Origin of the sequence: Paraburkholderia sp. MM5477-R1 (assembly GCF_050436385.1) — a bacterium.
GTDB lineage: Bacteria > Pseudomonadota > Gammaproteobacteria > Burkholderiales > Burkholderiaceae > Paraburkholderia > Paraburkholderia tuberum.
Genome location: NZ_JBNDMC010000005.1, coordinates 863,922 through 878,865, shown reverse-complemented (window position 1 = coordinate 878,865; position 14,944 = coordinate 863,922). Strand labels below are relative to the sequence as shown.

11 protein-coding genes are annotated in these 14,944 nt (G+C 60.8%); 10 read left to right on the top strand and 1 reads right to left on the bottom strand.

What is annotated here, in order from left to right:
• Positions 1-15 precede the first annotated feature (15 nt).
• From OKW35_RS16365 to OKW35_RS16325, 9 genes are all read left to right on the top strand, one after another.
• Positions 16-972, top strand: a complete 957-nt coding sequence (locus OKW35_RS16365) for a fumarylacetoacetate hydrolase family protein (RefSeq protein ID WP_090811777.1) — start codon at positions 16-18, stop codon at positions 970-972.
• The gene (locus OKW35_RS16360; protein WP_429552574.1) at positions 969-2,945 is read left to right on the top strand and encodes an acyl-CoA synthetase; all 1,977 of its coding nucleotides are present in this window, start codon (positions 969-971) and stop codon (positions 2,943-2,945) included. The genes OKW35_RS16365 and OKW35_RS16360 overlap by 4 nt, the downstream gene beginning before the upstream one ends.
• A gap of 388 nt (positions 2,946-3,333) precedes the next feature.
• Positions 3,334-4,056, top strand: coding sequence for an OmpW/AlkL family protein (locus OKW35_RS16355; protein WP_429402178.1), 723 nt, complete (start codon positions 3,334-3,336; stop codon positions 4,054-4,056).
• Positions 4,057-4,201: 145 nt separating this feature from the next.
• Complete coding sequence (locus OKW35_RS16350) at positions 4,202-7,180, top strand: molybdopterin-dependent oxidoreductase (RefSeq protein WP_429552573.1); 2,979 nt, start codon at positions 4,202-4,204, stop codon at positions 7,178-7,180.
• Between the two features lie 10 nt (positions 7,181-7,190).
• The gene (locus OKW35_RS16345; protein ID WP_429354772.1) at positions 7,191-8,054 is read left to right on the top strand and encodes a 4Fe-4S dicluster domain-containing protein; all 864 of its coding nucleotides are present in this window, start codon (positions 7,191-7,193) and stop codon (positions 8,052-8,054) included.
• Positions 8,055-8,308: 254 nt separating this feature from the next.
• Positions 8,309-8,974, top strand: a complete 666-nt coding sequence (locus OKW35_RS16340) for a TetR/AcrR family transcriptional regulator (protein WP_429552572.1) — start codon at positions 8,309-8,311, stop codon at positions 8,972-8,974.
• A gap of 468 nt (positions 8,975-9,442) precedes the next feature.
• A complete protein-coding gene (locus tag OKW35_RS16335; protein WP_429552571.1) occupies positions 9,443-10,330 on the top strand; it encodes a MinD/ParA family protein in 888 nt (295 codons plus the stop codon).
• 165 nt (positions 10,331-10,495) lie between these two features.
• A complete protein-coding gene (locus OKW35_RS16330) occupies positions 10,496-10,945 on the top strand; it encodes a DUF3331 domain-containing protein (RefSeq protein ID WP_429552570.1) in 450 nt (149 codons plus the stop codon).
• 229 nt (positions 10,946-11,174) lie between these two features.
• A complete protein-coding gene (locus OKW35_RS16325) occupies positions 11,175-12,092 on the top strand; it encodes a LysR family transcriptional regulator (protein ID WP_187613643.1) in 918 nt (305 codons plus the stop codon).
• On the opposite strand, the gene OKW35_RS16320 is transcribed toward OKW35_RS16325, so the two are convergent.
• Entirely contained in the window at positions 12,034-12,291 is a 258-nt protein-coding gene (locus tag OKW35_RS16320; protein WP_429552569.1) for a hypothetical protein, read from the bottom strand. The two genes, OKW35_RS16325 and OKW35_RS16320, sit on opposite strands and share 59 nt — an antisense overlap.
• 95 nt (positions 12,292-12,386) lie before the next feature.
• Here OKW35_RS16320 and OKW35_RS16315 point away from each other — a divergent pair, with 95 nt between their 5' ends.
• On the top strand, positions 12,387-14,738 hold the full coding sequence (locus tag OKW35_RS16315; protein WP_429354767.1) for a DUF3141 domain-containing protein: 2,352 nt from the start codon (positions 12,387-12,389) through the stop codon (positions 14,736-14,738).
• The last annotated feature ends 206 nt before the right edge of the window (positions 14,739-14,944 follow it).

Below are 14,944 nucleotides of genomic sequence, written 5' to 3'. Positions count from 1 at the left end.
TCCGGAGATCGATAAATGGCACTTCACGTTCTGCATTACCTTCATGATGGCCGCGCCCAGTGGGGCGTAGTCGCCAATGGCGCCATCACGCCGATTCATGGCGAATTCAAGTCGACGGCCGAGTTTATTGAAGCCAATCCCGTCGAACGGCTGGCGGTACTGGACGGTTCTCCGATTCCCGAATCGGATGTGCAATGGCTGTCGCCCGTGACGGCCAACCAGCAGTTCATCTGCCAGGGCGCGAATTATCGCCAGCATATGATCGACTCGGGCATGGACCCGGACGTGAAGAAATTCAACATGATCTTCACGAAGGCGACGAGCTGCATCGTTCCTGCCGACTCGCCCCTCGTGAAGCCCAGGGAGGTGCAGTTCCTCGACTACGAGATCGAACTCGGTCTTGTGCTCAAACGCGACGTCACCTCCCGCGAAACGGTCACCGACGAGAACCTGCATGAGTACATTGCTGGCGCCGTGATCGTCAACGACTACTCCGCGCGCGATATCCAGATTCCGCAGATGCAGTTCTACAAGGGCAAGAGCTACCGCACGTTTGGCCCTGTCGGCCCTTACCTTTGCCTCCTTGAGAAACATGATATTCCGAAGTTGAAAGAGCTCGTGCTGACACTGACGGTCAATGGAACCGTCCGCCAGAATGACACGACTGCGGGTCTCGTCTATGGACCGGCAGAGACCTTGACGGAGCTTTCCGGCGTGCATGATCTGCGCATCGGTGACCTGCTCGCGACGGGCACGCCATCTGGCTGTGCACTGAGCATTCCATCGCCCGAAAAGCAACGCGCCGCGGCGCAGCTGCCTGAAGCGGAAAAATGGCGTCTTTTCCTGAAGATGCAGGCGGACAGGCCGCAGTACCTGAAGGTGGGGGACGTCGTGGAGGCGCATATCGTCAGCCACGATCGCTCGATCAATCTGGGCGTGCAGCATAACGTCGTTGTGGAAGAGGCAGCATGAAAGGCATCGCAAACGTAGACGAAGTCCTTGCCATCGAAACGCAAGGGCTGCCGGCGGATCTCCCGTCGAGCACCTACGAGATGATCTGCCGGGGCGCGGCGATTAATCCATCGGCACCGGCACTTTCGTTCTTTGCAACGGCCGACGACTATCGGAACGCCGAGTGCTGGACATATAGTGAACTCGTCCGAGATATCACGCGCACCGCGAACATGTTCTCGCGCCTCGGAGTACAACGCGACTCAGTCGTCGCATATGTTCTGCCCAACCTCCCTGAAACGCACTTCGTGATCTGGGGTGGGGAGGCCGCCGGAATTGTCTGCGCGATCAATCCATTGCTTGAGCAGGAAGCCATCGGCCAACTCCTCAACGCTGCAGGCGCCAGCGTGCTGGTAACGCTGGCGCCGTTTCCCGGAACTGATCTTTGGCAAAAGGTACAAGCGGTGCTGCACAAGGTTTCTTCGCTGAAGGATCTGGTGCTCGTGAATCCGGCCGAACGTGTGACGGGTTCAAAACAGTCCGCGACGCGGATGCTGCAGCGTAACGAGTGCTCAAGGCTGCACGGCGAGGGCGGCGTGCGAGGCGCGGTTCCTGCGCATATCGAGATCCACGACTTCGGCGTTGCCATCGCGCAGGAGTCGGGAACGGTACTTCAAGGCGCGCGGCACTTTGGCGCCGACGACGTGTCGTCGTACTTCTGTACGGGCGGGACGACCGGCCTGCCGAAAATTGCGATGCGCCGCCACGGCAATGAGGTGGCGAATGCCTGGAGCACGGGTCAATTCTTCGGCGACAGCGTCGGGCCAGGCAAGACGCTTTTCTGCGGACTGCCACTCTTCCACGTGAATGCCGTCATGGCAACGGGTCTCCTGCCTTTTTCCAAAGGCGCCCAGGTCGTGCTCGGCACGCCACAAGGCTATCGCGGCGATGGCGTTGTCAAACGTTTCTGGGAAATCGTCGAGCATCACCGCATCAATTTCTTCAGCGGTGTCCCGACGCTTTATGCGGCGTTACTCGATATTCCAGTCGGCGAGCACGATGTGAGTTCGCTGGAGTACGGACTGTGCGGTGCGGCTCCCATGCCGGTCGAAGTTTTCCGGACTTTTCAGGAAAGGACGCGCATCCGGATTCTCGAGGGCTATGGCCTGACCGAGGGGACCTGCGTGAGCAGCGCCAACCCGCCGCTGGGGGAGCGCAGGCTGGGCTCAATCGGGCTCCGCATTCCGGGCCAGGCGATGAAAGCCGTCATCGTCGACGCTGACGGGCGATATGTACGGGATTGCGAGATCGATGAGGTCGGCCTGCTGACTATTTCCGGCCCGAACATTTTCCTCGGGTATATCGTGCCCGAGCAGAACAAGGGGCTCTGGCTGGACCTCGGCGATGGCAGGTGCTGGCTCAATACCGGCGACCTCGGTCGATGCGATGTCGATGGTTATTTCTGGCTTACTGGTCGCAAAAAGGAAGTGATCATTCGTGGCGGTCACAACATCGATCCGGCAGCGATCGAGGAACCGCTCTATCGCCATCCCGCCGTCAAGATCGCGGCGGCGGTCGGTCGTCCCGATGCACACGCCGGGGAGTTGCCGATTGCCTATGTCCAGCTCAAACCGGGTGCAACCGCGACTGAGGACGAACTCGCCGAGTTCGTGCGACTCGAGATAGGCGAGCGCGCGGCACTGCCTAAACGGATCAGAATCCTGGATGCGATGCCGTTGACAGGCGTGGGCAAGATTTTCAAGCCGGGGCTGAAACAGCGCGAAACGGTAGACGCGTTACAGTCGGCACTCGTGGAGGCTGGCGTCGAGGGAGCAACCGTTAGGATCATTGAAGATACTTCGCGCGGGCTTTCGCTTCACGTCGAACTTCCCGACCCCGCGCTCGAAGCAGTGGCGACTTCCGCGCTCGGGCGCTTTCCGTTCGCATTTTCGCTTTCGGTTGCCGCGAGGCCATCGCGGAGCGAGCAATGTTGATGTACCAGCGGCGATAGAGAGTTAAACGCTCGCGTCGGTTTAGAGGAAAGAGGATGAATACTGCTTCAGAAAGGTCCTTGCGTTCGCTTGTTGAAAAATGGCTCGGGCCAATATCGGCGACTGCGTGGTAAGGATAACGCGAAAGCGTATTTCCACATAACGTGTACGAGGCAGTAGCGGTGTTCTAAACATTCGTGCCTGTTTCATGTCATTTAGTAAAACTACCTAATCAGACATAACCGGCGGACCTGATAAGCGGTCGAAGCCTATGAGGAACGACGCAACGACCCCAGACGGAGCGCCGCATCGGTTCCACAGGAAGCACCACGGGTTCACAAAAATGCCCGGGCAACGAGACAGGAGAAGACACGTGAGGAATTACAGACAAATGATCAGCTCTGCCGGTATGGCGGCTTGCCTCTGCTCGGCTGCGCTGACCGACAATGCAAACGCCCAGTCGGCGGGAAGCATTACGCTGTCCACAGGATGGCTTCACATCGCGCCACAGGGCGACGCAACGCCACTCACCGTGGAGAGTATTGGCGGCGAAACGGTGAATCGCCAGCTAGCCGGTAGTGGGGCGCATGCGACGTCAACGAATACGGTGGGAATTACCACCGAGTACTACGTCACGGACAACATTGGCGTCGCGATGCTTCTGGGACTGCCATTGACAGTAAATCTGGTTGGCGATGGGACGCTGGAGAAGTATGGCAACCTCGGCTCGACGAGGCCAATGCCGCCCGCCATCGAACTTCGATACCACCTGTTTTCGGCCGGCTCGAAATTCCGTCCATTCATCGGTTTGGGTGTGAACTATACGTGGTTCACCCAGGTTCGGACAACCAATAGCCAGTTTGTCACTGATAGCGTTGGTCCAGGTGGTTCGGCACACGCAACACTCAGTTCATCGTGGAGTCCGGTATTCGAGATCGGGGCAAGTTACGCCATTACAAAACACTGGTCTGTCGGAACCTCTGTGAACTATATGCCGGTGAAGACCAACCTTACGTTAGACGGACACACCGCGACTGGAACGCAGATCGTTTCCAAATCGACGCTCCGGCTCGATCCCCTGAGCGTCTTCCTGAACGTCGCCTACACGTTCTAGCGCGTACGACTTGTTAATGCACCGATCGAGAGATTTGAATGCCCATCGAAGACATCGACTACGTTATTTTTCGCGCCCCGGGCCTGGCTGCGGTCCGCGACGTCATGCCACCGCTAGCGCACCCCGCTTCCCTTTGGATCGAATAATGAAACGACAGGTCCTCAAGACTATTCTTTTTGCTTTGCCCAAGGTTCTTGACCTGACGGCACGCCGCTTTCCCGCTTATCGTGATCGCCTGAAGGAGCGCGATCTCGTGGCCTGGATCGGACTCGCGGATCAAAGCATCGGTCGCGTCATCAAGTTCAGGAACGGACGCGTCCGTTCTAGCGCCGGCAGACATCCGCGGCCCGACGTGAGCATGGTCTTCAAGGACGTCGCCACCGCCCTGAAGTTCCTTTCTCCCAATCAGGACCAGGGCGAAATCATCCACGCTGCCAAGAACTTCAAGGTGGTCACCGAGGGCGAGGACGAACTGCTGGTTTGGCTCATGCAGACCCTGAGCATGATGCGGACCGTCGGCCTGCCGATGGGCACGCCTTTGCGCGACGGCACCCGCCGCTACACCACCTGCACCAACGGCGGGCCTCTGTTCGTCTACGTCAAGGATGGCCGCGTCGTTCGGGTGACGCCCATCGAGCTGGACAGCACGGATGCGCCAAGTTATGTGATCGAGGCGCGCGGCCGCCGTTTCAGCCCGCCACGGCGTGGCCTGGTCGCGCCCCACGCGTTGACGCTCAAGTCGCTGGTCTATTCCGACAAGCGCATCCTTCATCCCATGAAGCGGGTCGACTTCGACCCTGACGGCGAACGCAATCCCCAGAACCGGGGCAAATCCGGCTATGTGCGTATCAGTTGGGACGAGGCCCTGGACATTGTCGCCAGGGAAATCAACCGGCAGAAGCGCGTTCACGGTCCCGGTTCCATCACCTTCCCGATGTCGTCCCATCACCAGTGGGGCAACGTGGGTTACTACCTCAGCGCGCTGACGCGCTTTGCCAACCTGATCGGCTTTACCCGGGTTGCGGCCAATCCGGATAGCTGGGAAGGCTGGTACTGGGGTGCCATGCATCATTTCGGCAACTCGATGCGCGTCGGCGTGCCATCCGGCTATGGTGGCGTCGAGGACTGCCTGAAGGAAGCCGACATGATCGTGTTCTGGTCCTGCGACCCCGAAAGTACCAACGGGGCCTATGCGGGATTCGAGGGGACTCCGCGGCGCCTGTGGGCCAAGGAACTCGGCATTGAGTTCGTTCATATCGACCCGCACTGCAACCCCACCGCGCAGTTGCTGGGCGGGCGCTGGATTCCGGTCCGACCGCAAACCGATGCTGCTCTCGCCACCGCCATCATGTACGTGTGGGCCGTGGAGGGCCTGTACGACGAGGATTACATCGCCACCCGCACGACCGGTTTCGACGAGTGGAGGGCCTATCTTCTGGGCGAATCCGACGGCGTTCCCAAGACGCCCGAGTGGCAGGAGGGCGAAACGGGCGTGCCCGCCAAGGACGTCCGTGCGCTTGCGCGCCGATGGGGGAACAGGAAGGTCCATCTCGCGGTCGGGATGACCGGCGCGGGATTCGGCGGCGCGGGCCGCGGTGCGACCGGAGCGCAATGGGCGCGCTGCATGATCATGATGATGGCGATGCAGGGCTGGGGCAAACCGGGGGTCAATTTCGGCTGCCTTGAAGCCGGTGTGCCCCACGACCTCCATTTCTATTTCCCCGGCTACGCGGACGGCGGCATATCCGGCGACCTGGCGTGGACCGCCAATGCGGTGAACAATTACCAGCGCATGCCGCACATTCTGTCCATGAATCCGGTCAAGCAAATGGTCCCGCGGCAGCAACTGCCCGACGCCATCATCAACGGCCATGCGACGGGCTACCTTTGGGACGGCATGTCCCAGGAAGCCCAGTTCGCGCCGTTCAGCTACCCCATGCCCGGATATTCGCCGATCCACATGATCTACCGCTACGGTGGGTCCGCCTTCAGCACGGTGACGAATTCCGGACGCTGGGCTGAAGCCTACCGGCACCCGAGCATCGAGTTCGTGGTCAACCAGTCGATCTGGATGGAGGGCGAGGCCCAGTTCGCCGACATCATCCTGCCGGCGTGCACCGCGCTGGAGCGCTGGGACATCGGCGAATGGGCGAATTCAGGCGGCTACGCCCATCATGGGTTTAGCACGGTCAATCATCGCGTGATGACGCTGCAGCACAAGTGCATCGAGCCTTTGGGCGAGTCCCGTTCCGACTACGACATCTTCACTGCCATCCTGACCCGGCTGGGCCTTGGCGGGGTGTTCACCGAGGGATGCAGCGAGCTGGACTGGGTCAAGCGGGTCTTCGACTCGTCGGACCTGCCTGATCACGTTTCGTGGCGCGAGTTCTGCCGCAAGGGCTATTTCGTCGTGCCGCCCGAGAAGCCCGAGTTGCGCCATCCGGTGGACATGCGCTGGTTCGCGGAAGGCCGGCGCAAGGACCTGCAGGAACCCCATCCGCTGCCGTCCCAGTTCGCCGAAAAATTCGGCATGGGCCTGCAGACGCCGAGCGGCAAGCTGGAGTTCGTGCCCGAGTTGCTGAAGCGGCACACTGCGGACAATCCCGAGCGACCACCGCTCAACCGATACATCCCGTCCTGGGAGGGGCTGCGTTCGGACCTGGCCCAGCGTTATCCGCTGCAGTTGATCGCCACTCACAGCCGTTACAGCTTCCATACCCATTGTGATGGCAAGAACTCCTCGGTCAACAGCATCGATGACCATCGCGCGCTGATTGGCGGGCACCGCTTCTGGCTGCTGAGGCTTGGTCCGGCCGACGCGGCTATTCGAGGCATTGCCCATCGCGACCTCGTCAAGGTGTACAACGACCGCGGCGCGGTGATTTGCGCAGCCGACGTCTCGCCGCTGGTTAGCGCGGGAGTGGTCAAGTCGTATGAGGCGAGCGCCGAATTTCAGCTGGTCGAAATAGACGGCGAGTGCGTCGAGATTGGCGGTTGCATGAACATGCTCACCCCTGACCGGCCTCAAACCGCCGGCACGAGCAGCATGAGCCCAAATTCCTGCCTGGTGCAGGTCGAGAAGTGGCAAGGCACCGAAGCGTTCATGCTCGGTCGCGCCGCGTGAGGAATTTCGAATGAGCAAGTGGAACCTGATTATCAAAGTGGGGCGTTGCGAGAACTGCCAGAACTGCGTGATCGCCGCGCGGGACGAGCATGTCGGCAACGACTTCCCCGGTTATGCCGCGCCCGCCGCCGCCAATGCCGACAGCCCGATCCAGATCCTGCGCCGCGTCCAGGGCGACTCGCATATGGTCGAAACCACGTATCTGCCGGTCATGTGCAACCACTGCGACGAAGCGCCTTGCTTGCGGGTGGGCGGCGACGCCATTCGCAAGCGCGCCGACGGCGTCGTCATCATCGATCCGGACAAGGCTCGAGGCCGCAAGGACATCGTGAAGTCCTGCCCGTACAAGGCGATCGTCTGGAACGATGAGCTGCAACTGCCGCAGACCTGGATTTTCGATGCCCATCTACTCGACCAGGGCTGGCCCCAGCCGCGTTGCCAGCAGTCGTGCCCCACCGACGTCTTCGAGACGGTCAAGCTCGATGACGCTGCGATGGCCGAGAAGGCCCAGCGCGAGGGGCTCAAGGTCTTGCGGCCTAACCTGGGCACGAAACCGCGCGTGTGGTACAGCGACCTCGAGCGCTGGGAAACCTGCTTCATCGGCGGAAGCGTCAGCGCGCGGATGGGAGATGTGGTCGAGTGCGTCACGGATGCGGTCGTAGCCCTTTACCTCGGCAATCAGAAGGTGGCGGAGACTGTCTCTGACTGCTTCGGCGATTTCCGCTTCGGTGGTCTCACCAAGGGAAGCGGTCTTTACAGAGTCGAAATCCGTCATGCCCTCGGCAGCGCCTGGCGCAAATGCGAATTGGGCGAAAGCGTTTACCTTGGGGAGCTCAGCCTCGCACAGTCGATAAACGGTATGGAAGTCGCGTGATCATGGGCACCGCAACGAAGCTGCTTGCATGAGACAGGCGGACCGCTCACGCTTCGGTATGACGGTTCCGTTTTCCTCTCACGTGTGCCAGATTTCGTTGACTTTATTGACAACAAAATCATATATGAGTCTAATGTCAAATAAACCGCGAGACGGCCTGATCGGGCGTCGACGGATCATTGCGAAACCCGTCATCTGACAAGCATGCCGATCTGGCGGCACCGCAGATGTCGGCCTGACCGGTACTTTATGCCATGAAGCGGGAACGCCTGACACGGGCACAGCGCAGAGAGCAGACGCGCGAATGCCTGCTCGAGGCTGCGCGGAAGATGTTCGTTAAAAAGGGATTCGCCGCGACAAGCGTGGAGGACATCGCTGAGGCGGCTGGCTATACGCGCGGCGCGTTCTACTCAAACTTCGGCGGCAAGCCGGATCTGCTGATCAGGTTGTTGCGCCGCGATGACGATAGGGCGCGGACGAATCTCCTGGCGATGGTGGAGAAGGGCGGCACGCCCGATGAAATGAAGGACCGCGCCATCGCGTACTACAGCCAATCTTTTGTTGAACACGATTGCTTTCCACTTTGGGTCGAGGCCCAGTTGCTCGCGTGCCGGGACACTCCGTTTCGGGAGCGCATTAACGCCTTCCGGCAGGAGAAGCTGGAACAGATCAGCGCGCACATCTGCATGCTTTCGGAGCGCAACGGCAGGCCGTTGCCCCTGCAGGCCGAGGCTCTCGCGGTTGGCCTGGTGAGCCTGTGCGAGGGCGTGCAGTTCTTCAGGATGTGCAGTCCGCAAACGGTGAGCGACAAGGTGCTTCAGACAGTGCTTGCCGGATTTTTTTCGTGCGTGTTGTCGCGACAGCCGGAAGAAACAGTCTACGACAGTCATCGCCCGGACGTACCCATGGGCGCACCATAGCGACTCATATGACTGAATGGACTGGCACAGCCCAATTCCCGCGGCAGCCCCTTCCGGGTGAACGCGGCATGGCGGCGCCGAGCTGTCGCCAAGGCGACGCAACCGCTCGATAAGTTACCGCGGGCATCAGTCGGAGGCATCGACAGGTGCCACTCCACCCCCGCTCGCCACAACAGCACATTGGCCGCACGCCACGCGCCTTCGGCTGTTGATCGAGACGACCAGCGCGCAGCATTTCAATTCCCGACGTGCAAGAAAGAACCGGATGAGTTCGGGGCCAACCCGCCGTTCGCGCTTTTTGCATCTGTCACTCATATCTGACATGCAAACCATATATGATTGCATTGTCAGTAGTGACGAGAAGGCGTACAATCCACGCGTCGATGAAACGTGCGATCCGAAAGTCGTTATGACTGACGGCGCGCGGGTCGTCAACGCTACTCGTGATGGGCGCGGAGGTCTCGATACGTGGGTGAATCAGTGAAGGATATAGTCTCCGGACAGGCGCTCGGGTTGCGCCAGATGTTCGCCAAAAGTGCTACGCGTGTGGTCGCTGTCACAGGCGGCTCGAAAGGAGTCGGCCGTACGGCTGCCGTTGTCAACCTGGCGATGGCGCTGACCAGACAGGGTATGGACGTGCTGGTGGTGGACGAATGTCCTGGCGCGCGGTCGGCGAGCACAATGCTTCAAGATATTCACGCCGCAGGCGTGTTCGCTCCCGCGGTACATCGCAACTTGCCGCGCGTGCTGGCCGTTGACCGTGGTCGACGTCAGTTCCACTCGACTGGCACCGGCCATACGGATCACGAAAACTTCGCTGGCCTGCAGTACGACGCGGTGCTCACGAGCCCGCCGAACTTCGTGCTGATTGATGCCGCGCTTGCTGGCAACGGCGCGTTTTCACCACTTGCGTTGCAAGCCCACCACGTCATCGTCGTCATGCACCTGTCGGCCGCTGCAGTAGCAGACACTTACGTTTGCATGAAGCGCCTGCGTCTCGCACAGGGCATCGAGGAATTCCGCATCATTGTGAATCTGTTCGATGGTGAAGCGGACACCCACGCGCTGCTGGAAAGTCTCGGAGCCATCGCCCGCGATTATCTGGCTGTCTCGGTTCTCAAGGCAGGCTGCATCTCGATCGATCCGTGTATCGCGCAAGCGGCAGAGCTTTCGCGCTGCGTCGTCGATGCATTTCCTGGGTCCCCGGCGGCGAGCGATTTTGCACGCGTTGCTGCCGATATGCAGTCCTGGTCGAGACGGCCCGCAGCGTCCCGGCTGCTACCTGCGACAACGCACATGGCGGCACGGGGGCAGCGCACGCATAGGGCTTTGGGCCCGGCAGCAGCATACCGGTAAAGCCTCGAAGAACGATCTCCCCGACCCAGGGGACTTGCCGGAACCACGGTGTTTTTCGGGTAGGCGCCGTTCATGAAAACGTGACTATGTTCGCAGGGGCAAAGACATCAAAAAGCTCTTTGCCGACGCAATCGGACCGGTAATTATCGACGGAAGAGAGCAGCTATGGTGGGCAGCGCTCACGCGAAGCGCAAGCGTTCGAGCTTGCACAGAGGGAGCCAGGTGATGAATCGCGTTGTTGATCCGTGGAGTATGACCGTCAGAAGGCTTGGCGATTGGAGACTTAACGAACGAGCCACTGCGCACGGATCTGCCTTGAACGGTTCCTCTGTTCGACAGTCGATCGCTTCGACCGGTAAGCCAATCATACGGGTACTCGACCAACCGACCGCGCAAACACTGATCGTTTCATGGTGCGATGCGCGCTCCGGACACTATGGATACCAGACATGGTGCGGAGGCGCCGCGCGGGTGCCAGGCATCTGTGCGCTGACCGGTCGGCTAATCGAAGTCGGAGATGCCATCTACAGGCCGCGCCTCACTGGGCCCACACCGGCTAATGCTCACGCAATGATCTGTGCGAGAAGCGTTAGCCTGATAGAACAGCCGATCTGATGTGATTCGGTTCTCTGGTGTCTCTACGGCAGAATGCTCAGCGCTTTCACGTGCGGCGGTGAACCAGGCGCATCCACGCGCGCGAGGCGTGACCGGACAGTACCCCTGGTCGCGGTTGCACGGCATTGGACTATGTTCCACAGCGTGCGGTGCGGTACAGGTCCACGAACAGGACTGATATCCAAAGGATATCTACACAAGTCGTCAGATAGCAGATGGGACGTGAACCATGGAATACATTGAAAGCTTGCGCCTGTTCCGGAGTATCGTCGAAGTCAAACACTTCAGACGTGCCGGGGAAATGATGGATCTCTCGCCATCGGTCGTTTCGCGGGCGATCGCATCGCTGGAAGAGCGCCTGGGCACGCGACTCTTCCATCGCTCGACCCGACAGTTTTCGCTGACGGAAGCCGCGGAGCGTTTTTACGATGGATGTTGTCGCATCCTGGATGACCTCGATTGCCTGGAAGCCAGTGCGGCGGGCCACGGTCGAGTGCCGGCGGGCATGCTGCGACTGGTCGCACATACGACCACCGCATTGACGTGGCTCGCACCGCTGATTGCGTCCTTTAAACGCAAGCATCCGAACGTCACCCTGGATATCACATTGACCGAGCGGCCCGTGGACCTGACGGCCGACGGTTACGATCTGGGTATCGTCCTGCCTTTCATGCTGGCGACGGATCTGGCTGTGACGCGGCTGCTGCAGCGGTTGCCGCTGGTCGTTGTCACAACGGAAGCTTATCTGGGCAGGCGTCCTCGGCCCCGGCATCCGGCTGAGCTGGCCGACCATGTGTTCGTCACGGTCCCTCCTTCGATGCACAAACCCTGCGTCACCTTTCGAATGGAACAGGAAAACATCGCGGTCCCGATCAGCTACGAAATTGCGTCGAACAATCCCATATTCAATCGCGACATCGTACTCGAAGGATTCGGTATTGGTCTGCTTCCAATCGCCCTTGTTGAGCAGGACATAAAGGCCGGACGGCTCGTTCGTCTGCTGGAAGACTTCGAGATCGCCGATACTTTGGCCGAGGTCCGCCTGGCATACATCGGACGCGCACTGTTGCCCGCGAAAGTCAGGGCGTTTATCGACCATACCGCGGAGTTCTTCGAGCAGGGCATGGGACCTTCCACTGCTGGTTAGGTGGCGCACGCGGGTGAGTCCGCGGCTTGCGACGCAGCACACACGCGGCGCGCACGAGCTCATCCGAGACGTTGGCGCGCTGCGCGATCGCGGCGAGCTTCTCATCGAGCACGCCGGCGAACGCGAGCAGGTCATCGCGCTGGTTCTGCAGCGCGATGCGCACCGGGCGGATGCGGCGCGCATCCAGCGCTTCGCGCACGCCCAATTCCTCGACGATGCAAGCTTCTCTGCAACCAGGCAACGGAATGAGCAGTTGTGCCGGGTTCAGTCGCTTCGCTTAAGGAGATTCATGAGATGGACCAGGTTACCCAGCTGACACGCAATCACGAGATCGCATTGAAAATCCTGCGCCTGTTGCACAATCGCCTGGAAGAGGCCCGGCAACGGTTCGGGCAGAGGACGAGCGACGCAATCAAGGGGGGCGACGGCACGTCCGAGCTCACCATTCCCAACCTGGCGCAGTTCACACCATGGGGTGCCTGGCACTATACGGCCGATTTCGCGCAGCGCTCCGTCCTGTTCTGGGATGCCTTGCGTCAACGCGGCAACGAGTTCATCGAGCGCAACAAGGCCGGGATCAAGCCGGCGTTGCATTTCGACTATGACACAGTGCTCGACGCGAGGCACTTTGAGCGGCCCGTCAACTACGCTCTGCTGTCGATACGGCCGCCGGAGGGTGTCGTGGTCGACGTGAAGAAGCGCCCGTATCTGATCATCGATCCGCGCGCCGGGCACGGTCCCGGCATCGGGGGCTTCAAGGACGATTCGCAGGTCGGCGTTGCCCTGCGCGCCGGTCATCCCGTCTACTTCGTCGTGTTCTCCCAGGAGCCAGAGCCCGGCCAGACCCTGCTCGACGTGTGCGCGGCCGAGCAGCAGTTCGTACGGAAGGTGCGCGAACTGCATTCAGACAGCCCAAAGCCCGCGATCGTCGGAAATTGCCAGGGCGGCTGGGCCGCGATGATGCTTGCCAGTTCGTCGCCGGAAGACACCGGTCCCATCCTGGTCAACGGTGCGCCCATGTCTTACTGGAGCGGGGCGTGGAGCGAGAGCGAGGTGCCCAATCCAATGCGTTATGCCGGAGGCATTCTGGGCGGCACGTGGCTCTCGTCCCTGGCGGCCGATCTTGGCAACGGCAAGTTCGACGGCGCGCATCTCGTGAACAACTTCGAGTATTTGAACCCCGCCAACACGTTCTGGGACAAGTACTACAACGTGTTCGCCAACATCGATACGGAACCGGCGCGCTTTATCGAGTTCGAGCGGTGGTGGGGCAGCTACTACCTGATGAACCGGGAGGAGATCGAGTGGATCACCCGTAACCTCTTCATCGGCAACAAACTGTGGTCCGGCGAAGTGTCGGGCCCGTCGGGCAAATCCTTCGATCTGCGTGCCATCCGCTCGCCCATCATCCTTTTCGCATCGATGGGCGACAACATCACGCCGCCGCAACAGGCGTTCAACTGGGTCGCTGACATATACAGCAGCACCGAGGAGATCAAGGCGCGCGGCCAGGTCATCGTCGCCCTGATGCACGAGGACGTCGGCCATCTCGGCATCTTTGTTTCCGGCAAGGTAGCGAAGAAGGAATACACGCAAATCTTCAACGTGCTGGAGACAATCGAGACGCTCGCGCCGGGCCTCTACGGCATGTCGATCAAGGAGGGAAAGGGCGCAGACGGCAAAACGGAATACGAGGTCTCGCTCACCGAACACCGGCTGGAAGAAGCCGTCGAGCATTTCAACGAGTTGCGGCGCGAGGACGAAAAGCCGTTCAAGGCCGTGGCGGTGGTGTCGGAGTTCAACCAGCGAGCCTACGAGCTGTTCGTTCAACCCTTTGTGCAGCATGCGTCGAACGAGATGACCGCGCGGTTGCTGCGCGATTTTCATCCGTTGCGTCTGCAGCGCTGGGCATTCTCGGACCTGAATCCGTGGGTGGCCGCGCTGCGTCCGATGGCCGATGCTGTCAGAGCCAGCCGGCAGCCCTCGAGCGACCTCGAACCCTGGCGCAAGGTGGAGCAGCGCGGCTCAGAACTGATCAGCGCCTCGCTCGACCAGTTCCGGGCGGTAAGAGACGCCAGCATCGAAGCACTGTTCTTCTCCATCTACGCGAATCTTTTCGCAATGTACGACCCGGACCGCCTCGGCGAGCATGGGGCCGGCACGTCCGCCGCCGCCGATCCTCGCAGCCTGCCGTTCGTCCAGGCGGCGCTCGCCTCGCTGAGGCAGGGCGGCTACAACGAGGCGGTCGCGCGCACCGCGTTCCTGCTCGCGCCAAAGGGCGAGCCGCTGCCGCTATCGCGCATCGAGACAGTCAAGCAACTGGTCGATGAATATGCCGACGACCTGCCGCATTTGCCTCCTGCCGATTGGCGGCGCATTCGCGGGGAGCAGGAACTCATCGCGACTTTTGAGCCGCAACAGGCTATCCAGACGTTGCCCGATCTGCTCGCCAGCCCGGAAGACCGAAACCGGCTCCTGACCTTGCTCGACAAGCTGCTGGCCGACCGGCGGGTGCTGCGCATCCCGCCGACACCCGCGCAGGAAGAGGCGCTGCGCGCCATCCGGTCAGTGCTCGGCGCGACAACCGCGCTCGAGTCGCAGCCCCAAAAGGCCCACGCACCGCGCGTTCGGGCCACGGCATCGTGAGTGCCGCCACCCCGTCAGTGAGGGAACCCGCCATGGAATCCAGACACGTCAAGTACCACGAGGCAGATCCCTTTCGCGTTCAGGCGGCGCCGCCCCAAAGCTACCATCGCGAGTTTCCGAAAACCGTCATTCCCGTCACGACGGCGGACGCGCCGGGCGCCTGGCGAGGGCAACCTCGATGTCGAGTCGAAGTCAGCATGCAAGTG